The 20424-nt window shown below is 70.4% G+C and carries 19 protein-coding genes and 1 pseudogene; 6 read left to right on the top strand and 14 right to left on the bottom strand.

Translation table 11 applies throughout. From position 1 onward, the window contains the following. Positions 1-376: 376 nt before the first annotated feature. The 4 genes from BM430_RS31095 to BM430_RS31080 are packed head-to-tail and all read right to left on the bottom strand — an operon-like array spanning position 377 to position 5487. Positions 377-946, bottom strand: coding sequence for a sarcosine oxidase subunit gamma (locus tag BM430_RS31095; RefSeq protein WP_093571078.1), 570 nt, complete (start codon positions 944-946; stop codon positions 377-379). Continuing rightward, positions 939-3923 carry a sarcosine oxidase subunit alpha family protein gene (locus BM430_RS31090; protein WP_093571077.1) on the bottom strand — a complete coding sequence of 995 codons (2985 nt, stop codon included), beginning with the start codon at positions 3921-3923 and terminating at the stop codon, positions 939-941. The genes BM430_RS31095 and BM430_RS31090 overlap by 8 nt, the downstream gene beginning before the upstream one ends. Further along, on the bottom strand, positions 3923-4213 hold the full coding sequence (locus BM430_RS31085) for a sarcosine oxidase subunit delta (RefSeq protein WP_093571076.1): 291 nt from the start codon (positions 4211-4213) through the stop codon (positions 3923-3925). The genes BM430_RS31090 and BM430_RS31085 overlap by 1 nt, the downstream gene beginning before the upstream one ends. Before the next feature lie 20 nt (positions 4214-4233). Beyond that, a complete protein-coding gene (locus BM430_RS31080; RefSeq protein WP_093571075.1) occupies positions 4234-5487 on the bottom strand; it encodes a sarcosine oxidase subunit beta family protein in 1254 nt (417 codons plus the stop codon). Positions 5488-5711: 224 nt separating this feature from the next. Between BM430_RS31080 and BM430_RS31075 the strand changes: the two genes are divergently transcribed. Then, the gene (locus tag BM430_RS31075; RefSeq protein WP_244539748.1) at positions 5712-6701 is read left to right on the top strand and encodes a GlxA family transcriptional regulator; all 990 of its coding nucleotides are present in this window, start codon (positions 5712-5714) and stop codon (positions 6699-6701) included. Positions 6702-6807: 106 nt separating this feature from the next. Here the strand turns inward: BM430_RS31075 and BM430_RS31070 are convergent, their stop codons facing one another. From BM430_RS31070 to BM430_RS31050, 5 genes are all read right to left on the bottom strand, one after another. Beyond that, positions 6808-7644, bottom strand: coding sequence for a glycine betaine ABC transporter substrate-binding protein (locus BM430_RS31070; RefSeq protein WP_093571074.1), 837 nt, complete (start codon positions 7642-7644; stop codon positions 6808-6810). A 41-nt stretch (positions 7645-7685) separates the two neighbouring features. Then, a complete protein-coding gene (locus BM430_RS31065; protein ID WP_093571073.1) occupies positions 7686-8540 on the bottom strand; it encodes an ABC transporter permease in 855 nt (284 codons plus the stop codon). Next, the gene (locus BM430_RS31060; protein WP_093571072.1) at positions 8456-9775 is read right to left on the bottom strand and encodes a quaternary amine ABC transporter ATP-binding protein; all 1320 of its coding nucleotides are present in this window, start codon (positions 9773-9775) and stop codon (positions 8456-8458) included. The genes BM430_RS31065 and BM430_RS31060 overlap by 85 nt, the downstream gene beginning before the upstream one ends. 725 nt (positions 9776-10500) lie before the next feature. After that, on the bottom strand, positions 10501-11577 hold the full coding sequence (locus BM430_RS31055) for an alkene reductase (RefSeq protein ID WP_093571071.1): 1077 nt from the start codon (positions 11575-11577) through the stop codon (positions 10501-10503). Between the two features lie 35 nt (positions 11578-11612). Next, positions 11613-13031 (bottom strand): phosphatase PAP2 family protein, encoded by a 1419-nt coding sequence (locus tag BM430_RS31050; protein ID WP_093571070.1) that lies wholly within the window; start codon positions 13029-13031, stop codon positions 11613-11615. A 218-nt stretch (positions 13032-13249) separates the two neighbouring features. On the opposite strand from BM430_RS31050, the gene BM430_RS31045 reads away from it, so the two are divergent. Then, the gene (locus BM430_RS31045; protein ID WP_093571069.1) at positions 13250-14494 is read left to right on the top strand and encodes a Fic family protein; all 1245 of its coding nucleotides are present in this window, start codon (positions 13250-13252) and stop codon (positions 14492-14494) included. Here the strand turns inward: BM430_RS31045 and BM430_RS31040 are convergent. Continuing rightward, positions 14475-15708 (bottom strand): annotated as a pseudogene (locus BM430_RS31040) (FAD-dependent oxidoreductase). The gene BM430_RS31045 and the pseudogene BM430_RS31040 overlap by 20 nt on opposite strands. A gap of 159 nt (positions 15709-15867) precedes the next feature. Between BM430_RS31040 and BM430_RS31035 the strand changes: the two are divergent. From BM430_RS31035 to BM430_RS34945, 3 genes are all read left to right on the top strand, one after another. Further along, on the top strand, positions 15868-16380 hold the full coding sequence (locus BM430_RS31035) for a metallophosphoesterase family protein (protein ID WP_093571068.1): 513 nt from the start codon (positions 15868-15870) through the stop codon (positions 16378-16380). Between the two features lie 212 nt (positions 16381-16592). After that, positions 16593-16913, top strand: coding sequence for a hypothetical protein (locus BM430_RS31030; RefSeq protein WP_093571067.1), 321 nt, complete (start codon positions 16593-16595; stop codon positions 16911-16913). A gap of 96 nt (positions 16914-17009) precedes the next feature. Continuing rightward, positions 17010-17153: a hypothetical protein gene (locus BM430_RS34945; protein ID WP_177303226.1), complete on the top strand. Its 144-nt coding sequence runs from the start codon at positions 17010-17012 to the stop codon at positions 17151-17153. 65 nt (positions 17154-17218) lie between these two features. Here BM430_RS34945 and BM430_RS31025 read toward each other — a convergent pair whose 3' ends face one another. Next, the gene (locus tag BM430_RS31025) at positions 17219-17473 is read right to left on the bottom strand and encodes a hypothetical protein (protein WP_093571066.1); all 255 of its coding nucleotides are present in this window, start codon (positions 17471-17473) and stop codon (positions 17219-17221) included. A gap of 166 nt (positions 17474-17639) precedes the next feature. Between BM430_RS31025 and flaF the strand changes: the two genes are divergently transcribed. Continuing rightward, positions 17640-18005 (top strand): flagellar biosynthesis regulator FlaF, encoded by a 366-nt coding sequence (gene flaF, locus BM430_RS31020; protein WP_093571065.1) that lies wholly within the window; start codon positions 17640-17642, stop codon positions 18003-18005. 239 nt (positions 18006-18244) lie between these two features. Here the strand turns inward: flaF and BM430_RS31015 are convergent, their stop codons facing one another. The 3 genes from BM430_RS31015 to BM430_RS31005 form a co-directional block, all read right to left on the bottom strand. After that, positions 18245-18565, bottom strand: coding sequence for a hypothetical protein (locus BM430_RS31015; protein ID WP_093571081.1), 321 nt, complete (start codon positions 18563-18565; stop codon positions 18245-18247). 249 nt (positions 18566-18814) lie between these two features. Further along, entirely contained in the window at positions 18815-19312 is a 498-nt protein-coding gene (locus tag BM430_RS31010; RefSeq protein ID WP_244539747.1) for a Rap1a/Tai family immunity protein, read from the bottom strand. A 139-nt stretch (positions 19313-19451) separates the two neighbouring features. After that, positions 19452-20129 (bottom strand): hypothetical protein, encoded by a 678-nt coding sequence (locus BM430_RS31005; RefSeq protein ID WP_244539746.1) that lies wholly within the window; start codon positions 20127-20129, stop codon positions 19452-19454. Positions 20130-20424: the final 295 nt, after the last annotated feature.

Here is a 20424-nt window from a genome sequence, read left to right as displayed (position 1 = left end):
CCGCCGCTTGAGGAGCGGCGGGACGCGACCTTCGGTGAGCAAGGAGCTGTAAGCACGGCCAAGGCCAGAGCAGGATGAGGGACCTGGGACCAGGACACTCCGCCACGTCATCGCGCGTCACAGCGCGTCGGGATGTTGGGAGCCTGGTTCTTCGCAAGGAACGCTTGTGCGCACCCCTTGGTGGCCCGCCGTCGTCCTCGTCGCATCAACCGCGGCGGCACGACGGCATCAGAGGCCGGATACATGACTGCTCCTGAACCGACTGGCTCAAACCGATGCTCACAAACCCTTGCGAAACGGGGGCCGTCCATACATGACGTGGAGGTTGGGTCGATCCGTGCGTCAGATTGACAGAATCAATCGACCGAACAACCCCTCACCCCGCCGACTGCGCCGCCTCGACCAGGAAGCCGTGGACATAAGCCGAGAACGAGCGCCAGCATTCGACGCGATACTGCGATCCAGCGCCGGGATGCCGGATCAGCACGATTTCCGCCTTGCCGAGCAGCGTGCGGGTGGCGGAGCCCGCCGGGAAGGCGGCCTCGCCGAGATCGAGCGGGCAGCCGGCATTGAGCGCCACGGCGGCCCGCGCGCCGCCGACGTCGATGCCGACATTGCGGTGCGAGATGTCGACGATCGCGTGGAAGCGCTCGCCGAGATCGGCACTGATCGTCCCCGGCAGGGTGTCGGCCTCGGCTTCATCGGTGCCGATCAGCCACTCGTCGGGGCCGAGCCGGGCGATCCAGCGCCGCGCGTCGCCGCTCACCGTATTGATCGGCCGGTCGAGGGGAAGGCCCGCCGCCGAGGCGGCTGGGTCGCGGACGCGCAACGAGAACCGCGCCTCGGGCCCGGTTGGCCGGATCACGAGGCCGGACCCGGCCGGGTCGGCGGCGGGGAAACGGCCGAGGGGGAGCGCGCGGGCGGTTCGGTAGAGAGCCTCAAGCATGGATGCGCTCGCCTGTGGGATCGAGGAAGACCGGATCGACGACCGTGACGCGGGCAAAGCCCTCCGGCGTCGTGGCGTGGAGGTGGCCGCCCAGCCGCGCCCGTCCGCCCGCCACGAGGGCGAGGGCGATCGAGCGCCCGCAACTCGGACTGGCATAGCTCGATGTGACGTGGCCGAGCATCCGCATCGGGATCGGCTGGCCGGGATCGGCGACGAGCTGCGCGCCCTCGTCGAGGACGAGCGCGGGATCGTCGGTGACGAGGCCGACGAGCTGCTTGCGGCCGCTCGCCACCACGTCGGGCCGGGCGAGCGAGCGCTTGCCGACGAAGTCCTTCTTCGCCTTGGCGATCATGCCCGACAGGCCGACATCGTCCGGCGTCACCGTGCCGTCGGTCTCCTGGCCGACGATGATGTAGCCCTTCTCGGCCCGCAGCACGTGCATCGTCTCGGTGCCGTAGGGGGTGATGCCGTGGGCTTCGCCGGCGGCGTGGACCGCCTCCCAGACCGCCAGGGCATGGTCGGACGGCACGTTGATCTCGAAGCCGAGCTCGCCGGTGAACGAGACGCGGAACAGCCGGGTCGGCACGCCGCAGATCGTTCCCGAGCGCATCGCCATGTGGGGGAAGGCCTCGGGCGACAGGTCGATCCCCTCGACGAGGGGCGCGATCACCGCCCGCGCCTTCGGCCCCTGGAGGGCGATCACCGCCCATTGCTCGGTGGTCGAGGTGAGGAAGACCTCGAGATCCGGCCACTCGGTCTGGAGGTAATCCTCCATATGGGCGAGCACCCGGGCGGCCCCCCCGGTCGTCGTCGTGACGTGGAAGCAATCGGGCGCGACGCGGGCGACCACGCCGTCATCGAGGATGTAGCCGTCCTCCTTCAGCATCAGCCCGTAGCGGCAGCGCCCGACCTCGAGCTTCAGCCACGGATTGACGTAGAGCCGGTTCATGAACTCGGCGGCGTCGGGCCCGACCACCTCGATCTTGCCGAGCGTCGAGGCGTCGAAGATCCCCACGCCCTCGCGCACCGCCCGGCACTCGCGGGCGACCGCCCGGTGCCTATCCTCACCGGGCTTCGGAAAGTACCAGGCGCGGCGCCACAGGGCGACGTTCTCGAACGTCGCGCCCCGCGCCTCCGCCCAGTCGTGGATCGGCGTGGTGCGGATGGGATCGAACAGGGCGTGGCGCGCCGGTCCCACGAGGGTGCCGAAGGTGACCGGCGTGTAGGGCGGCCGGAAGGTCGTGGTGCCGACGCTCGGCAGGGTCGTGTCGAGCTTGCCCGCGACGATCCCGAGGGCGTTCATGTTGGACGTCTTGCCCTGGTCGGTCGCCATGCCGGTCGTGGTGTAGCGCTTGACGTGCTCGATCGACCGGAAACCTTCGCGCACGGCGAGGCCGATATCCTTGGCGGTGACGTCGTTCTGGAAATCGACGAAGGCCCGGACCTTGGCCGGGTCGGCATCGGTCGGCATCGCGCGGACCGGCCGGAAGCCGGTGAGGGTCGGGCTCGCGGCGAAGCGGCGGCGCTCCTCCGACCCGGCCGCCGCGGCGCCGGCGGCGTCGCCCTGGGCGAGGCATTCGGCGAGGTCGTACACGCCGTTGGCGGCACCGGCCGAGCGCTCGGCCTGCACCGAGGTGCCGGGCACGAAGGCGTCGATGGCGGCGTCGAAGCTGAGCTTGCCGCGGGATTGCGAGAACAGGTGCACGGCCGGCGTCCAGCCGCCCGACATGCCGACGCAGTCGCACGGCAGCAGGCGATGCGCCCCGCACCGCCCGGCCCGGTCGGCCGGCGCGACGACGAGGCCGGTGACGCGCTTGCCCCCCTTGGCGCCGATCACCGTGTGGCCGGTCAGAACCGCGATGCCGGCGGCGCGTAACGAGGCCAGCTCCGGGCCGCACTCCTCCTCCGCGCGCAGATCGACCAGGGTGACGGCGAGGCCCGCCGCCTGGGCGTCGAGGGCGGTTGCGTAGGCCGAGGCGCCGCTCGTCGCGACGACGAGCCGCCGGCCGGGTGCCACGCCGTAGCGGTTGAGGAACACCCGCACGCTCTCGGCGAGCAGGATGCCGGGGCGGTCGTTGTCGGCGAAGACCAGCGGGCGCTCGTGGGCGCCTGTCGCCAGCACCACCTCGCCGGCCCGCACCTGCCACAGCCGCTCGCGCGGGGCAGTGCCGGGGTTGGGCAGATGGTCGGTGACCCGCTCGGCGAGCGCGACGTGGTTGTGGTTGTAGTAGCCGAAGGCGGTGGTGCGGGAGAGCAGGATGACGTTTTCGCGCGAATCGAGCTCGGCGAGGGCCGCCTCCAGCCACTCTGATGCCGGCCGGCCGTCGATCTCGGCATCGACGTCGTGCAGGAGCGCGCCGCCGGGCTCCGGACCTTCATCGGCGAGGATCACGCGTTTCCCCGTGCGGGCGGCGGCGAGCGAAGCCGCGAGGCCGGCCGGCCCCGCACCGATCACCAGCACATCGCAATGGGCGTGACGGTTGGCGTAGCGGTCGGGATCGGGCGCGGTCGGCGCCTTGCCGAGGCCGGCCGCCGCGCGGATCACCGGCTCGTAGACCTTGTCCCAGAACTGTTTGGGCCACATGAAGGTCTTGTAGTAGAACCCGGCGACGAAGACCGGCGACAGCAGGTCGTTGACCGCCCCGAGATCGTGTTCGAGCGAGGGCCAGTGGTTCTGCGACCGCGTCGTCAGCCCGTCTCGCGCCTCGACCACCGAGGCGCGGTTGTTCGGGTCGATCCGGCCCGGCCCGCGATCGACCGAGAGCAGCGCGCTCGACTCGTCCGAGCCGTGGCTCAGGATGCCGCGCGGACGGTGATACTTGAACGAGCGCCCGACGAGGTGGATGCCGTTGGCGAGCAGCGCCGAGGCGACGCTGTCGCCGTGAAAGCCCGCGACTTTGCGGCCGTTGAAGGTGAAGCGGACCGGGCGCGCGCGGTCGATGCGGCCGCCCCGGGACAATCTGAACGGCTGTGCCATCACGCCCTCGCGTCGCTGGTCTGGGTGGGCTGTGCGCCCGCCGGATAGGTCTCGAGGAAGCGGTCGCTCACGGTATCGCGAAGTGCATTGAACCAGCGTCCGCAGCCATGGGCGTGGCACCAGCGCTCGGCATGGACGCCCCGCGGGTTGGCGCGCACGAACAGGTGCTCGGCCCATTGCGCGTCGGTCAGCGCCGCCGGGTCGGCGGGCCGGGCGATGTGGGCCTGTCCGCCGCAGCGGAACTCGGTCTCGGGTCTGTTGCCGCAATGGGGGCAGGCGATCAGCAGCATCGGGCGCCTCGTTCTCTCAATCAGTGCGCGACGGCGGCCGCCGCGGCCTCGTCGATGAGGCGTCCGGTGCGGAAGCGGTCGAGGGTGAAGGGCGCGTTGATCGGATGCGGCTCAGCCGTAGCCAGCGTATGGGCGAAGACGTGGCCCGAGCCCGGCGTCGCCTTGAAGCCGCCGGTGCCCCAGCCGCAATTGACGAACAGGTTGTCGACCGGGGTCCTGCCGATGATCGGCGAGCGGTCGGGCGTCACGTCGACGATGCCGCCCCAGGAGCGCAGCATCCGCATCCGGGTGAATTGCGGAAACAGCTCGCAGATCGCGTCGAGGGTGTGGGTGGTGATGTGCAGGCCGCCCTGCTGGCTGTAGGACGTATACTGGTCGGTGCCCGCCCCGATCACCAGTTCGCCCTTGTCGGATTGCGAGATGTAGGCGTGCACCGCGTTCGACATCACCACGCAGGGGAAGACGGGCTTGACCGGCTCCGACACCAGCGCCTGGAGCGGGTAGCTCTCGAGCGGCATGCGCACGTCGGCCATCGCCATCACGGTCGAGGTGTGGCCGGCGGCCACCACCCCGATCCGGCCGGCCTTGATGAAGCCGCGCGTCGTCTCGACGCCGGTCGCCGCCCCCGACGCGTCGCGGCGGATGCCGGTGACGGCGCAGTTCTGGATGATGTCGACGCCGCGAGCATCCGCGCCGCGGGCGTAGCCCCAGGCGACGGCGTCGTGGCGCGCCGTGCCGGCCCGGCGCTGGAGCGCGCCGCCGAGGACGGGGTAGCGCAGGCTCTCGCCGATATCGAGGGGCGGGCAGAATTCTTTGCACTGCTCCTTCGTCAACCACTCGTTGTCGATGCCGTTGAGGCGGTTGGCGTAGATGTGTCGCTTGAAGGACTGCACGTCGTGCTGGGTGTGCGCGAGCATCAGCACGCCGCGCTGCGAGAACATCACGTTGTAGTTCAGCTCCTGGGACAGGCCCTCCCAGAGCTTTAGCGCGTGCTCGTAGAGCGCGGCGCTCTCGTCGTAGAGGTAGTTCGAGCGGATGATCGTGGTGTTGCGGCCGGTATTGCCGCCGCCGATCCAGCCCTTCTCCACCACCGCCACGTTGGTGATGCCGTGCACCGTCGCGAGGTAGTAGGCGGTGGCCAGCCCATGGCCGCCGCCGCCGACGATGACGACGTCGTAGGCCGGCTTCGGCTGCGGGTCCCGCCACTGGCGGCCCCAGCCCCGGTGCCCCTTGAGGGATTCGGAGAGCAGCGACGAGAGGGAGAATCGGCGCATCGATCGGCCTTCCTGTGTTGCCGGATCATCGGAGCGGCGGGGCTGAGCGGCTTGCGCGACGGCGACCGCGAGTTTGGGATTTGCGACTTCACCCGAATGGCGATGGTCCATGCGCGATTCCCCCGTCCTCGGGGCATCCTTCCTGCTTGCCCTGCGCGCCAGCCTGGAGCCATTCTCAAGGCGGCGCTGCAAGCCCTCGATTCAAGTTTCGATGGATGTGGACGATGGCGGTCGGGCAAGCCGACATCATGGCGAAGGACGGCATCGCCTGCGAGGACGTGACGACGGTCGGCTTCATGCTGGTCGAGCAGTTCTCGATGATCGCCTTCTCGTCGGCGATCGAGTCTTTGCGCCTCGCCAACCGGGCGGCGCGGCGCGAGCTCTACCGCTACTCGCTGTGGTCGGAGAACGGGCAGAGCTGCACCGCCTCGAACGGCGTCGAGGTCCGGGTCGCCGGCGCTTTCAGTGAGGCGCCACCGCTTGCCATGGCGATCGTCTGCGGCGGCATCGACATCCATCGCCGCGACCACCGGGCGCTCCAGGCGGCCCTGCGCCGCAGCGCGATCCGCGGCGCGGCGCTCGGGGCGGTCTGCACCGGCACCTACGTGCTCGCCAAGGCGGGGCTCCTCGACGGCTACCGGGCGACGATCCACTGGGAGAACCAGGCGAGCCTCGCCTCCGAGCATGACGGGCTGGAGATCGGCTCCGACCTGTTCGAGATCGACCGCAACCGCTTCACCTGCGCCGGCGGCACGGCGGCGGCCGACATGATGCTGTCCCTGATCGTGCGCGACCACGGGCCCGACATCGCCGCTTCGGTCGCCGACCAGCTCATCCACCACCGCATCCGCGAGGCCGGCGAGCGCCAGCGCATGGACCTGCGCATGCGGCTCGGCATCGCGCATCCGAAGCTGCTGCAGGTCGTCGGGCTGATGGAGAAGACCTTCGCCGAGCCCGTCGGCAGCCAGGAACTGGCGGAGTCGGTGCAGCTCTCGAAGCGTCAGCTCGAACGGCTCTTCCTGAAGTATCTCGGCCGCTCACCGGCCAAGCATTACCTGCGCATCCGCCTGGAGCACGCCCGCCACCTGATCCGCCAGACGGCGATGCCGCTCCTCACCATCGCGATCGAGTGCGGCTTCACCTCGGCGTCGCATTTCTCGAAGGCCTACCTGGACCATTTCGGCCGGCCGCCGAGCAGCGAGCGGAAGGGGTGAGGACGAGTTGGACCAATGTCTCGACGTCATCCCGAGGCTCGACGAAGGCGAGAACCCGGGATGACATCCAGCGTGTCGGATCGATGAGATCAAGCCGAGAGAACCGCTACTTCACCCACCCATCCACAATCGCCCGGTTCGCGGCGATCCACTTGGCGGCGGTCTCTGTGGGCTTGGCGCCCTTCTCCTCGTTCTCCGCCATCACCGCCTCCTCGTCCTTGATCGACAGCTTGAACTTCTTGAGGATAGCGTAGACCTCCGGCATGTCGTCCTTCAGCCCCTTGCGCGCCAGCGTGTTGACGCTCTCGTCGTCACCGAACGACTTCTTGGGGTCGGCGAGGTATTTCAGCTCGTAGCGGGCGAACATCCAGTGCGGCGTCCAGGCGGTGACGACGATGTCCTTCTTCTGGCGGAGCGCGTCCTTGAGGGCGCCGGTCATCGTGGCGTCGCTGCCGTCGACGAGCTTCACCGGCAGGCCGTAGGCCTTGATCGCGGCCTCCGAGGTCTTCATCACGCCGGCGCCGGGATCGATGCCGATCACCTTGCCCTCGACCGCGGCCGCCTTGGTCTTCAGGTCCTCGATCGAGTTCAGGGTCGAGTAGGCCGGCACCGCCCAGCCGATCTTGGCGCCGGTGACGTTCGGGCCGATCAGCTCGAGGCGGTTCTTCAGCTTGTCGTAATAGGCGGCCTGGGTGAGCGGCAGCCAGGCGGCGACGCTGACATCGGCGTCGCCGGTCGCCACCGCCTGCCACATCGCGGCCGCGGCGAGCGGGATCGCCTTCACCTGATAGCCCTTCTCCTCCAGGACCTGCTTGAGGATGTTGGTGGCGACCACGGCGTCGGCCCACTCGACATAGGCGATCCGGACCTGCTTGTCCGCCGCCTCGGCCGGGCTCTGGGTGAGGGCGAGGCAGAGGAGAACACCCAGTAGTCGTGCGCGCATCGGTCGGTCTTTCCGGTCGGGGAGAAAGGAGGCGGCGCCGCTCAGGCGACGGTGCCGGGCGGGCGGGCGCGGGCGGCGAGTGCCTGCGTGGTGCGGTCGAGGATGACGGCGACGATCACGATGCCGATTCCGGCCTCGAACCCGGCGCCGGCCTCCAGCCGCTGGATCGACTGCCAGACCGCCCGGCCGAGGCCGCCGGCCCCGATCATCGCGGCGATCACCACCATCGAGAGGGCGAGCATCATCGTCTGGTTGACGCCCGCCATGATGGTCGGCAACGCCAGCGGCAACTGCACCTTGAGGAGCTTCTGCGTCGCCGACCCGCCGAAGGCGTCGCAGGCCTCGACCAGCTCGGCCGGCACGCTGCGGATGCCGAGCGCGGTCAGGCGGATCACCGGCGGCACCGAGAACACGATGGTGGCAAAGCAGGCCGAGACCGCGCCGAGCCCGAAGAACGGCAGGGCCGGGATCAGGTAGACGAAGCTCGGCAGCGTCTGCATCATGTCGAGCACCGGCGACACCGCCTGCCAGGCCCGCCGGCTGAGGGCGCAGGCGATCCCGACCGGGATGCCGATGGCGAGCGCCGCGACCGTCGCCAGGACGACGAGGACCAGGGTCTCGACCGTCGCCTGCCACAGGCGCAGGTTCCACAGGAACAGGAGCCCGGCGAGCGTCAGCAGGCCGACCCGGCGGCCGCCGATCTTCCACGTCACGAGCGAGGCCGCCGCGATCGCCGCCCAGGGCGGGACCGCGACGAGGGCGCCCGTCAGCGCGTCGATCCCGTCCGAGACCGTGCGGCTGACGGCGCGGGTCAGCCAGCTGCCATGCTCGGTGAGCCAGTCGAGACCGTCGTCGCTGAGCGTGTCGAGGGGAAATTTGGGGACGCTCCACTCCATCTTTCCGCTCCTGCCGGCTGAGGCTGCATCGCGGGGCTGCCGTGATGCGTGTCCTGTTGCGGGATCTGGGCTGTCGCGCGCGACGCGAGCGCCCGCACGACGTCCCGGGGGGTGAGCGCGCCGATCAGGCGCCCGTCCTCGGCGACGACCGCGAGGGCGCCGTCGGCGGCGACCCGGGCGAGGGCCGCGTCGAGGCGGGTGCCCTCCGCGATGGCGCCGGCCTCGCGGTCGAGGAGGGCGGCGACCGGCTCGTCGGCTCCGGCCGCGGCGAGGCGATCCCGCGCCAAGCGCCCGGCGAGACGCCCGTCGGGACCGGCGACGAACCACGCCTCGGGCGAGGTCCCCAGCGCCCGCACCTGCGCGACCGTCCGGCAGTGGGGCAGGATCGCCGCGCGGTCGGCGACGTGCTCGACCCGCATCACCGCCGAGAGGTCGATATGCGCGACGAAGCGCTCGACGTAGTCGGTGGCCGGCCGGGCCACGATCTCCTCGGGTGAACCGATCTGCACCACCTCGCCGTCCTTCATCAGGACGATGCGGCCGCCGAGCGCTACCGCCTCGTCGAGGTCGTGCGAGACGAACACCACGGTCTTGCCGAGCTTGGCCTGCAACTCGCGCAGCTCCGCCTGCATGTCGCGGCGGATCAGCGGGTCGAGGGCGCTGAACGCCTCGTCCATCAGCAGGATCTCGGCATCGGCCGCGAGCGCCCGGGCGAGTCCGGCCCGCTGCTGCATGCCGCCGGAGAGTTCATGCGGATATTTGTGCTCCCACCCGCCGAGGCCCACGAGGCCGATCGCCTCCATGGCGCGGGCGTTCCGCGCTTGCGCCGGCACGTTCTTGATCTCGAGCCCGAAGCCGACATTCGACAGGATCGTGCGGTTCGGCAGCAGGGCGAAGTGCTGGAACACCATGCCGAAGGTCTGCTGGCGGAAGGCCAGCAGGTCCTTGCACCCGAGCCCGGTCACGTCGACGTCGCCGACGCGGATCCGCCCGCAGCTCGGCTCGACGAGCCGGTTCATGCAGCGCAGGAGCGTCGACTTCCCGGAGCCCGACAGGCCCATCAGGATCAGGATCTCGCCCTCGCGGACGTCGAACGAGATGTCGCGCAAGCCGACGACCGCCCCGCAGGAGGCGGCGATCTCGGCCTTGCGCTTGCCCTGCGCGATCTGATCGAGGGCCGCCGCGTGATTCCGGCCGAAGATCTTGCTGATGCCCGTCAAGGTCATGTTGCGCATGTGCCCACACCTTTTCCGGAACGGGACCATTCGGCGAGCCACCCGCGACGCGTCGGCCGTGCAGTCTTGATGGATACTGATGAAAAGCTATCTGCCCCAAGGGTCGCGTCTTGCCCGGGGGCGACACTTTCTGGCAGGAAGACGACACAGGCGAACAGACCCGTCCCACGCGCTTGCTGCGGCGCAGCATTGCCTGTGTTTTCGGCAATGTTGCGGGTCTTCGATGCAGGCGATGACGTCGATTCGGGCTGATGTCGCGGTGGTCGGTGCGGGCGCTATCCTTCGGGACGGCGCGGGTCCGGCGGAAAGTGCCATTGACGACGTGCGGTACGACGCGACATTGCGCAGGCCGACGAGTGAGACTCCTCCGGAAACACCCCCTCACCCTCGCCCTACGAGCTTGCCGAGCCGCCCGCGCAGGGCTGTCCGGGTGAAAGAAATGGCGCATGCTTTTCCCTCCCCCCTCTGCGGGGGAGGGTGGCGAGCGGAGCGAGCCGGGAGAGGGGCAGCGCGACGCTGATCTAGCTGGCGCGCGTCATGAAGCGCGCGACTTCTCCGGAAGCGTCGCCCCCTCTCCCGGCCCCCTCGGGGGGCCACCCTCCCCCGCAGAGGGGGAGGGGACAAACCTGCGCTCTTTCGTTTCACCGGACAGCCTTGCTGGCGGTGAGAGGAGAGATCGCGCCTCATTGTTCACCGGGCAGCCTTAGACCAGCGGTCTGCCGCCCTCACGCCGCCGGCGGATAATCCACGTAGCCCTTGGCCCCGCCGGTGTACCAGGTCTCGGTATCGTCGGCCGACAGCGGCAGCCCCTCGGCGATCCGCCGGGGCAGGTCGGGATTGGCGATGAAGGGGCGGCCGAACGCGATCGCGTCGGCGGCGCCGGCATCGAGGGCGGCTTGGCCGCGGGCGCCGTCATAGTCCGAGTTGAGCACGAAGGCGCCCCGGAACGCCGCCCGCATCCGCGGCGCCACCGGCGGGCGCTCGGCCTTGCCGTTGGTGCCGTCGTAACCGGGCTCGCGCACCTCCAGGAAGGCGATGCCGATCTCGGAGAGCGCCGCCGACGCCGCCTCGAACAGCGGCTCGGGGTTGCTGTCGTTCACCCCCTGGCGCTCCTCGTTGGGCGACAGGCGCACGCCGGTGCGCTCGGGGCCGACGATCTCGGCCACCGCCGCCACGACCTCGCGCAGGAGCCGGATCCGGTTCTCGATCGAACCGCCATAGCGGTCGGTGCGGAAATTGGCGTTGTCGCGCAGGAACTGGTCGATTAGGTAGCCGTTCGCGGCGTGGATCTGCACGCCGTCGAAGCCGGCCTCCAGGGCGTTGCGGGCCGCCTTGCGGTAATCGTCGAGGACGGCCCGGATGTCGTCCTCGGTCATCGCGCGCGCCTCGACATGGGGCGCCTTGCCCTCGTAGGTGCGCGCCAGGCCCGGCATCGTTGTCGCCGAGGACGAGACCGGCTGGCCGCGCCCGGGCAGGCTCGGATGGACCACCCGCCCCATGTGCCAGAGCTGGCACGCGATCAGGCCGCCGCCCGCATGCACGGCGGCGGTGACCGGCCGCCACGCCTCGACCTGCTCGGAAGTCCAGATCCCGGGCGCGTAGGGCCAGCCGAGGCCTTGCGCGCTGATCCCGGTCGCCTCGGAGATGATGAGGCCGGCCGAGGCGCGCTGGGCGTAGTAATCGACCATCATCGCGGTCGGCACGTGGTCGCGGGTGGAGCGCGCCCGGGTGAGCGGCGCCATGAGCACCCGGTTGCGCGCGGGGAGCGCGCCGAGGCGGATCGGGTCGAGGAGGCTGGGCATCGCGGGCTCCGCTGCGCAGGTCGAGGATGAGGAGGTCAGCGGGTCGTCTGCTGCTGCGGGCGCTTCGACGCGGCGAGCGACGCCGCCTTGCCGGCGGCGGCGTAGAGGTTCAGGCGCGAATAGACCCCGAAGGCCGAGCCGTCGTCGAGGAAGCCGCCGCCCGGCCCCTGCGTCTCGGTCAGGATCGCGTTCGCCTCCGCGAGGCTCAAGGAGGGGAAGGCCGCGGTCAGCAGGTGGCCGGCCTCCGGCGCGAGCTTGCCCACGTCCTCGACGGTGTTCGCCGTCTTCGCGTGGACCACCGGCAGGCCGTAGGTCTGCGTGGTGTTGTAGAAGGCCTCGTTCGCCGCCGCATCCTTGAACCGACCGGTATCGGTGGCAGCACACACCGCCACCGCGTCGCCGCACGCATCCTTCAGCACGGACGCGAGATCGTTGCGCGCCGCCTCCAGAGCCGCGCGGTAATCGGTGATCGCGACCGTATCCTTGGCCTGCGGGCTCATCTCGACGGGGACCGCCGGGTTCTTGCGGATCTGGCCGACATAGGCCGGATCGTTGGCGAGCAGGTGGGCCACCGCGTGCAGGGCCACCGCGCGCCCGCCGAGCACGTCCATGGCGTAATGCGCGCCGACGACGATGCGGTTGTTGCCGTACTCGGCCGCCCGCACGATCATCTGCTGGTAGCGCTCGGGCACCAGCAGCGCGAGGACGAGCGACTCGGTGTAGCCGTAGGTGGTGTGGCCGCTCGGATAGGACGGGCTGTCGGTCAGGTTCTGGCTCGGCCCGTGCAGCCAGTCGAGGCTGTGCGAGGTGCGCGTGAAATAGTCGTCGCCGCGATAGGCGTAGAGCTGCGGCAGGGTCTGGAACGGCCGGGAATTGCCGTAGGCGTCCGCCCCCGTGCTGCCGGCCGGGCGGTCATAGGCCTTGCCGAACACGTCCGGCACGCCGCCCCTTCCTGCGAAGATGCCGGCGGCCGCCTCCGAGACGGCCTTCTTGCCGTCGGTCGTGCCGTTGGCGAAGAAGTATTTTCCGGAATTCGAATCCGATTTCGTGATGTTGTTCGTGTAGCCGAGCAGGTCGGCAACCGATTGCGTCACGTTGCTGAACGTCTTGTAGTCGGCGTAGCGCGCCTTGTCCTGGTAGATCGCCCCGAGCCGGCTGCCGAGCCCGTCGGCGAGCTCGGTCGCGTTGCCGTCGGTGATGAAGCAGTCGCGGAGCGCGAGCTGGCGCTGCTGATCGAGCGGCAGGAGATGCGGCTGCGGGTGGCTGCCGAACTGGATGGCGCCGGTCACCTGCAGGTTGGCGGTGAGGGCCGCCTTCCCCTCCGGCGTCCGTTGCAGGGCGCTCACCGGGGCGAGCCCCTGGAGGGCGACGAGGTTCGTGGCGGTCTGCGCCGCCGCAGCCGTGGGCAGCAGCAGGCCGAGAATCGCCGCCCCCTGGATCGTGGCCCTGCGCATGACATCCCCCCGCTGGTTTTTTCGGATGCCAGGAAACGACGACAGCCGCGTCCTGTCCAGTCCGGGCGCTGCCGGTTCCGGGCGGGGATTACGGCCGGAGGCCCGGCCTTGCCGCCCAAAAGCCTTCGTACGACGCCGATCGGACCAAGCTTGGTAGGCTTTTCGGTAAAAAACCATATTATGGATCGTGAACTGGTGCCCTCCGTGGCTTTTCTCCGATGAACCGTCAGCACCTCGCCCATGCCGTCCGCGAGCGTCTGGTCCGCCTGCCGGCCCCGTACGACAATCACTACGGCGTCGTTCCAGCCCCGCCGCCGGAGGATGTCTCGTGTCCCGGCATCCTCGATCGGCTCGTGGCGGCGAGCGCGGCGCTCGCGCAGGTGCGGACGATCGCGCAGGAGATGGCCGATCCGTACCTCATCAGCCGCGTCCTCACGCGTCGCGAGGCGGTCAGTTCCTCGGCCATCGAGGGCACCCACAGCACGCTCGACGAGCTGCTCGCCGTCGATGACGCGGGCGAACCCGACGCGATGCAGCGCGGGGAGGTCCGGCAGGTGCGCGACTACGCCCTGTCACTCGACCGTCTCCTGCCGCAGGCCAGGGAGCACGGCCCCGCCATCTTCGACCTCGACCTGATCCGGCGCCTCCATGCCGAAGTCATGCGCTCCGATCCCGACTTCGCGGACGTCCCCGGCGAGTGGCGCCGCAGCGTCGTGTGGATCGGCGGCACGGGCAATATCGCCTATTCGACCTGGAATCCGCCTCCACCCGACCGGATCGCCGGCTGCCTCGCCGAGACGGTGGACTATCTCAGGAACGAGGGCAGGAAAGATATTCTCCAGGCGATGACGCAGAACCTCGTCGTGCGGATGGCGGTTGCGCACGCGCATTTCGAGGCGGTGCATCCGTTTCGGGACGGCAACGGCCGCGTCGGCCGCCTGCTGCTCCCGCTCATGATGGCGGCCGAGGGCGAGGTTCCGCTCTATCTCTCGCCCTACATCGACGCGCACAAAGAGGCGTATTACGCGGCGCTCAAGGGCGCCCAGCAGCGCCTCGACTGGGCGGCCATGATCGGCTTCGTCTCGGATGCGGTCGCGGCGAGCGTCGACGAGCTGATGGTCACGCGACAGGCTCTCGCCGGCTTGCGCAACGACTGGGCGGCACGGCGGCGCTTCCGGCACGGATCGGCCTCGCTCCGGACGCTCGACCTGCTGCCGCATTACCCGGTCCTGACGGTGAGGCGACTGGCCTCCCTCCTCGCCGTCACGGTTCCGCAGGCCGGCCAGGCCGTCGACCAACTCGTGGCGGCCGGGATCCTGTCGGAGCGGACCGGTTACGCCCGCAACCGCATCTTCGCGGCGGGCGAGGTGCTGGCGATCGTCAACCGCCCGTTCGGCGCCGCGCCGATCCTGCCGGGCCCGGACGGCGAGGATGACGGCCGCCTCAGCGACGCCCCGGCCTGAACGCCGCCGCCTCCACCATCGGCGTCTCGCCCGACATCGCCTCGGCCAGGAGGCGGCCCGAAGCCGGGCCGAGGGTGAAGCCCTGGTGGCCGTGGCCGAAATGGAACCACAGGCCCGGGTGGCGCGGCGCCGCACCGATGACGGGCAGCATGTCGGGCAGGCAGGGGCGGATGCCCGACCAGGGCGCGTTCTCGCGCGGCGCGCCGAGATCGAGGAGGCCGCCCGCTTCGGCCTCGGCCCGGGCGAGCTGGACAGGGCCGGTCGCGGCCTCCGGTCCCGCCAGCTCGGCCCCGGTGGTGAGGCGCAGGCCCGCCGCCATCGGGGCGAGGACGTAGCCGTTCTGCGCGTCGAGGAGCGGCAGCTCCAGGGTGCGGGCGGGGCGCCAGTGGCGGTGGTAGCCGCGCTTGCGCACCATCGCCGATCCGGTAGCCGAAACGGCGCAGGAGATCGGGCGACCACGGCCCGAGCGCCACCACGGCGGCCTCGGCCTCGTGCAGGCCGTCCGACGTCCGCACGCTCCAGCCCCGCCCGGCCGGCGCGAGGCCGTCCGCCTCGGCCTTGAGCACCGTCCCGCCGCGCCGGGCGAACAGGGCGGCGTAGGCCGAGACGAGCGCGCCCGGATCCCGGACCGACCACGGATCCTCCCAGTGGATCGCCCCCGCCCCCGTCTGTTTCAAGGCCGGCTCGGCCGCGGCGAGCTCGGCCGGCGACAGCGCCCGGGCGCGGATGCCGTAGCACGCCCGCAGGCGCTCGGCCTCCGCCACGGCCTCGTCCATCGCGCGGCGCTCGCGCAGGAGCATGCGAAAGCCGCCCCGACGGACGAGGTCGGCGGCGCCCGCCGCCTCGATCAGCGCCGCGTGCTCGGGGACGGCATGCGCGATGAGGCTCGCATAGGCCCGTGCGGCGGCGGCGTGGCGGCGGGGGCTCGAATGCCACCAGTAGCGCAGGAGCGGCCCGGCATGCCGGTGGAGGGAACGGATCTCGTAATGGACGTCGTTGCTGCGGCCGGTGGCGATCGCCCACAGCGTCGCCAGATCGCGCGGCATGGCGTAGGGCTCGACCGCCTCGCTCTGGATGATCCCGGCATTGCCGAAACTGGTCTCCCGCCCCGGCTCCCCGCGATCGACGAGGGCGACCGACCAGCCGCGCTGCTGCAGGTGGAGGGCGGTGCCGATGCCGACCATGCCGGCGCCCAGAACGATCGCGCTGCGCAAGCTCACCGCCTCGGAAGTGGGAAGGATTCGAAAGCCCATGGCCGGGCAGGACACGGGCACGATACGCGGGACACGGTGCTGTGCAACGGGCAGGCCGAGCCGGAACCCCGCCGCCCGCCGCGCTTTGCGGAGGGCAACCCCGCACGATGATCCGCTCCAATGACGACCTACTTCACCAGCGACACCCATTTCGGCGACCCGCGGGTGCTGCGCATCGACCGGCGGCCCTTTCCCGATCTCGCGACCCACGACGCCGCTCTGGTCGAGAACTGGAACGCCGTGGTGGAGCCGGACGACACGGTGTGGCATCTCGGCGACTTCGCGCTGGGTCCGCCGCCGGAGCGGGTCCAGGCCCTGCTCTCAGGCCTCAACGGGCGGAAGCACCTCATCGTCGGCAACAACGACGGCCCGTCGACGCTCGCCGCGCGCGGGTGGCTCAGCACCGCGCATTACGCCGAGATCGACGTCGACGAGCAGCACCTCGTCCTGTGCCACTATGCCTTCCGGACCTGGAACCGGATGGGCCGGGGCGTCGTGAACCTGCACGGCCACTCGCACGGCAAGCTGAAACCCGCGACCCGGCAATACGACGTAGGCGTCGATGCCTGGGAGTTCCGGCCGGTGACGCTGGAGACGATCCGCGCGACGCGGCGGCGGTCCACGACGACCTGACGCGGCGCATCCCGGCCTCGCCATCCCCGGCTTGGCGGGCCCCTTGGCGGACCCCTTGGCGGACCCCGTGCAGCCCATCTGAGCAGTTTTGCGCGGAACCCCTCGGGCGCCCTCGACGTTCCTCGGTCACAGTAAAGCAAGCTTGGCATCACACCTCACCGTTGAGGCAGATTGCCGCAGCTGCGGATCCCATATCGTTCGTGAGTTCAGCGATGACCATACCGCGTCGTCTCCCGCTCGGCTGGCCGCTCGCCGCCGCCTTCCTTCTGCTCGCCGGCCCGGCGCTGGCCCAGCCGGCCTGCATCGGTGCCCAGCGCAAGATCGACGAGGCCGGTGCCCTGCGGTTCCAGGCCCGGCAGGATGCCCGCATCGGCGACCGCGACCGGGTCTGCGACAACCTCGGCGACGCCGAGGACCGCTACGAGGACGCCCGCGACCGTCTCGACGAGTGCGGCCTCGGCGTCGCCTCGGTCGACCTCAAGAGCGCGCTGCGCTCGGTGCGCCAGGAGAAGCGGTTCTTCCGCTGCGATTGAGCGCGTGCCGTAGCGCACACCTTTTCACCCGCGATTAACCCATCACTCTCACCGGGCGCTGCCGCGATGTCGGCGCGCCGGATCGGAATCCTCGCCATGACCAGCGCCAGCCAGACCTCGTCCGAGTCCCGCCTCTCCGCCCCGACCGCCGGTGCCCACTCCTTCACCGCGGCGCTCTGCGGCTTCCTCGGTTCGACCGCGGCCACGACGGTGGTGATGCTGCTGCTCAGCAGCGTCTGAAGCAGGCCGAGAGGCCTGTCTCGAAGGCGCTCATCTACCGACGGTCGATCGCCGCGGCGCCGCCCTCACGGCGCCACCGACCAGAACCGGCGCCGGGCGAACAGCATGTCCGGCTGCCCGACCTGCGGGCTCCCGGCCTGGACATGGGTCTGCACCGGCGGCGGCGGGCAGACGGGATCCGGACGCCGCGTCTGGATCGTCACCGGCTCGGCCCGCACGAGGCCCATCCTCACCTGAGTCTCCGGATTGCGCAGGGCCGCCACCGTCGCGACGGCGGCCATCAATGCGCCCGCGACGGCGCCGAGGAGGAAATTCAGCATAGCGGCCGGTCCTTGCGCCGACATCGTAGCGGTTTGAGGGCGAATCACCGGCCTGTGGAGCATTCCGGGTGCCGCAACGTCGGCCTTCTTTCACAACCCTAGCTTAACAAATCGATGGCAGACCTGCCTCCGGGCCCGCTTCAGCGGCCAGCCGGAGAGGCAGACGATGAGCTACGCGGCGAACGCCTACGCGCGAACGGCCCAGGTGGCGCTGACACCCCGCGAGGCAGAGGCCGCGGTCCTGATCAAGGCGGCGGCCCGCCTGCAGGCGATCCAGGACAATTGGGACGTCCAGCAGACGACGCTGAACGACGCGCTCGGCTTCAACCGCAAGGTCTGGACGCTGCTCTCCTCCGCCGCGACGGAGCCGGACGCACCGCTGCCGGAGGAGCTGAAATCCGCGATGGCCCGGCTCGGCGCCTTCGTGTTCACGCGCACCCTCGACGCGATGATCGACCCCAGCGCCGACAAGCTGACCGCCCTGATCAACATCAATCGCGAGCTGGCGAGCGGCTTGCGCGGCAATCCCTGATCGCCGGCCGGGCGAGGCCGGTAGAGTAAATTTCCTAGGGATCTGTCGATCCTCCAGGTCTTTCCGGGCTCGCCTTGCGGCCCCGGAATGACGTGGAAGATGTCAAAACCTGTTGGGTCTTATCCCACTCACATCCTCATCTGAGGTCGTGGATGGGATGGGGGCCTTCGTCGGCTCACGAAGAAGCCCCCGCCCCTTTTGGGAACGAGGGCTCCTCGGACGCGGACGCCTTCGCCGCCCTACTTCTGCTGACGCGGCGCCAGCGCGCTGTCGTCGCCCGACACCGTCGTCATCGGGGCTTCCAGGCCGCTGGTGTTCTGCTCTCCCCCGTCGGGCATCGTCTGGTCGAAGTTGCGCCGGTTGGACGCGTGGTCGTGGTACTGCTCGGTCTGCACGTGCTTGCTGTCGAGGCCGCGCGCCGCCCCGTGCTGGGCCTTGTCGCGGTTGCTCAGCACCATGTTCTCCTCGAGGATGCCCTCGGGCAGCTCGGTCATGGCGCCGGTGCCGGAGCCCTTGCCCTGCGCCCCGGGACCCATGTTGTGCCTGTCGGCGTTGGCCATGTTCATCCTCCGATCGAGCGGGTCGCGGGAGAGGAGACCGGCCATCGGACCCGCCTCGTCCCGCCTACTCGATAAGAGTATGAAGCGCATCGGCGGGAGCAAGCGGGGCCGCAGCAAATATCGCCGGGAACCTTTTGGTGCCGAGAGCAATGCCGCCGGATCGATCGTCACCGGCTGATCGCACCCGGCGACGATGGAATCCTGCGCGCGGGTGCGAAACCGCCGCCGGGCAAGGAACGCGGGACGATCCTAGTCTTTCCGGCACGGGAACGCGTCGCGCAGGGCGAGCAGCGCCAGGACGCCGGCATTCTCGCGCAGGGCCGGCGGATGGGAGGCGCCGTAGGCCACCACCGCCCGGACGAGCTGCAGCCGGTTGCCGTCCGGCGGCAGGCAGGCGCCGAGGATCGGCGGCTGGTTGGCGGCGTCGGCGACGCCGGCGAGGTCCTGCACGGCGCCCATGAAGGCCCAGCAGCCGACCGTCTCCGGATCCTGGCGGAACTCGACCTCGCCTCCCCGCACCTTGGCCCCGCGCAACAGGCTCTTGCACTGCGCCACCAGCACCGCGCCCTCGGCGGCATGCGCCGGCGCGGCGAACGCCCCGGCCGCCAGCAGAGCCGCCAGAGCCAGGGAGCGAAGGAGGTGAGGGAGCCGCAGGATCTCGCCGGAGGAGGGCGCGCGGTTCGGGACCCTGCCCGGACGGTTCGGGACCCTGGCCGGACGGCTCGGAACCCTGCTCGGAATCGACATGCGGACACAACTCGACGCGGGAGGCCGCCTGCCTGCGGCCCGCCGCATCCTAGCAAGCGGGGCGGGCTTCCGCCCCGCGCCGCGCGCGCCGAGTCACACCCTCGTTGCCGCAGGCCCCGCGAGCGCGGGCCTGAGGAAGTCAGCGCGCCGGGTAGACCACCCGGGCGAGCGCCGCCTCGACGCGCGGCGTCGACACCGCCGGGGCGGAAGCCTTCTGGTACTGCGCCATCATCCGGCGGGCGGCGTCGGCCGGCAGCGCGCCGATCGGCGCCGTCATCGCCAGAAGCTCCTTGCGGGTCTTGGCCGCCACCACACCGGGACGGTTCACGTCCTGGAAGTCGCTCATCTTGTGCTTGTCGGAATCGGGATCGCCGTGGAACACCCGCGGTCCCTCGGGCATGATGACGATGTCGCCCGGGCGCAGGGTCGGGTCGCGCAGGAGCGCGGTGCGGGCGTCGAGCGACTTTAGCGGCGACACCGCGATCTGCAGCGGCTTCACCTCTTTCTGCGGCTTCACCTCGGCCTTCGGCAGGGCGACGTAGCGGGTGCGGCCGCGCAACGCCTTGGCCTGGACCGCGAGACGGTTGCGCCGGCTCGCCCGCTGGCGGATCGGCGCGTCGTAGGGCTGGACCGCGTAGGGCTGCGCCACCGGCGCCGGAGCGGAGGAGGACGGCCCCCCGAAGATCTGACGGAGGAAATCCAGGCCGTCATTCTCGGCCTTGGCGCCGGCGCTCGAGGCGATCAGCAGGCATCCCGACGTCATCGCCAGGAGCAGGGCGCGCAGCCGGGCAGCCGGCATGTTCTGGTGCAGCGGCATCGAGCCCCTCCAGTGAGTGTGACGGCGGACTTGAGAAATCTGTACTGGTACCCGGCGGATTAACCTCGGCGGCAGCCTGACAGTTCCGGGCTTTCAGCCAAAGATGAACAATTTATGATCGCGCCGCGCCGTCCCCTCCCCGATCGGATGAGGCGGGGGCCGCGCGGGGGCCGGCCCGGGCCGGGCGGCGGCTCTACACCTTGTCATCTCTGGCCCTTGTCTTCGATATCGACGCGCGAACACTGACCTCGAACCGGTGCGGAGCGCGCGGAATCGATGACGCAACGGAAATCAC

It is taken from the genome of Methylobacterium sp. 174MFSha1.1 (assembly GCF_900116815.1).
GTDB lineage: Bacteria > Pseudomonadota > Alphaproteobacteria > Rhizobiales > Beijerinckiaceae > Methylobacterium.
The sequence above is the reverse complement of the archived record's forward strand: the minus strand, read 5'-3'. Positions and strand labels throughout refer to the sequence as shown.

Excerpts from the sequence above, each read along its gene's own strand:
- BM430_RS31095 (WP_093571078.1), bottom strand. The coding sequence starts at position 946 with ATGCTTGAGGCTCTCTACCGAACCGCCCGCGCGCTCCCCCTCGGCCGT.
- BM430_RS31090 (WP_093571077.1), bottom strand. The coding sequence starts at position 3,923 with ATGGCACAGCCGTTCAGATTGTCCCGGGGCGGCCGCATCGACCGCGCG.
- BM430_RS31085 (WP_093571076.1), bottom strand. The coding sequence starts at position 4,213 with ATGCTGCTGATCGCCTGCCCCCATTGCGGCAACAGACCCGAGACCGAG.
- BM430_RS31080 (WP_093571075.1), bottom strand. The coding sequence starts at position 5,487 with ATGCGCCGATTCTCCCTCTCGTCGCTGCTCTCCGAATCCCTCAAGGGG.
- BM430_RS31075 (WP_244539748.1), top strand. The coding sequence starts at position 5,712 with ATGGCGGTCGGGCAAGCCGACATCATGGCGAAGGACGGCATCGCCTGC.
- BM430_RS31070 (WP_093571074.1), bottom strand. The coding sequence starts at position 7,644 with ATGCGCGCACGACTACTGGGTGTTCTCCTCTGCCTCGCCCTCACCCAG.
- BM430_RS31065 (WP_093571073.1), bottom strand. The coding sequence starts at position 8,540 with ATGGAGTGGAGCGTCCCCAAATTTCCCCTCGACACGCTCAGCGACGAC.
- BM430_RS31060 (WP_093571072.1), bottom strand. The coding sequence starts at position 9,775 with ATGCGCAACATGACCTTGACGGGCATCAGCAAGATCTTCGGCCGGAAT.
- BM430_RS31055 (WP_093571071.1), bottom strand. The coding sequence starts at position 11,577 with ATGCCCAGCCTCCTCGACCCGATCCGCCTCGGCGCGCTCCCCGCGCGC.
- BM430_RS31050 (WP_093571070.1), bottom strand. The coding sequence starts at position 13,031 with ATGCGCAGGGCCACGATCCAGGGGGCGGCGATTCTCGGCCTGCTGCTG.
- BM430_RS31045 (WP_093571069.1), top strand. The coding sequence starts at position 13,250 with ATGAACCGTCAGCACCTCGCCCATGCCGTCCGCGAGCGTCTGGTCCGC.
- BM430_RS31035 (WP_093571068.1), top strand. The coding sequence starts at position 15,868 with ATGACGACCTACTTCACCAGCGACACCCATTTCGGCGACCCGCGGGTG.
- BM430_RS31030 (WP_093571067.1), top strand. The coding sequence starts at position 16,593 with ATGACCATACCGCGTCGTCTCCCGCTCGGCTGGCCGCTCGCCGCCGCC.
- BM430_RS34945 (WP_177303226.1), top strand. The coding sequence starts at position 17,010 with ATGACCAGCGCCAGCCAGACCTCGTCCGAGTCCCGCCTCTCCGCCCCG.
- BM430_RS31025 (WP_093571066.1), bottom strand. The coding sequence starts at position 17,473 with ATGCTGAATTTCCTCCTCGGCGCCGTCGCGGGCGCATTGATGGCCGCC.
- flaF (WP_093571065.1), top strand. The coding sequence starts at position 17,640 with ATGAGCTACGCGGCGAACGCCTACGCGCGAACGGCCCAGGTGGCGCTG.
- BM430_RS31015 (WP_093571081.1), bottom strand. The coding sequence starts at position 18,565 with ATGGCCAACGCCGACAGGCACAACATGGGTCCCGGGGCGCAGGGCAAG.
- BM430_RS31010 (WP_244539747.1), bottom strand. The coding sequence starts at position 19,312 with ATGTCGATTCCGAGCAGGGTTCCGAGCCGTCCGGCCAGGGTCCCGAAC.
- BM430_RS31005 (WP_244539746.1), bottom strand. The coding sequence starts at position 20,129 with ATGCCGCTGCACCAGAACATGCCGGCTGCCCGGCTGCGCGCCCTGCTC.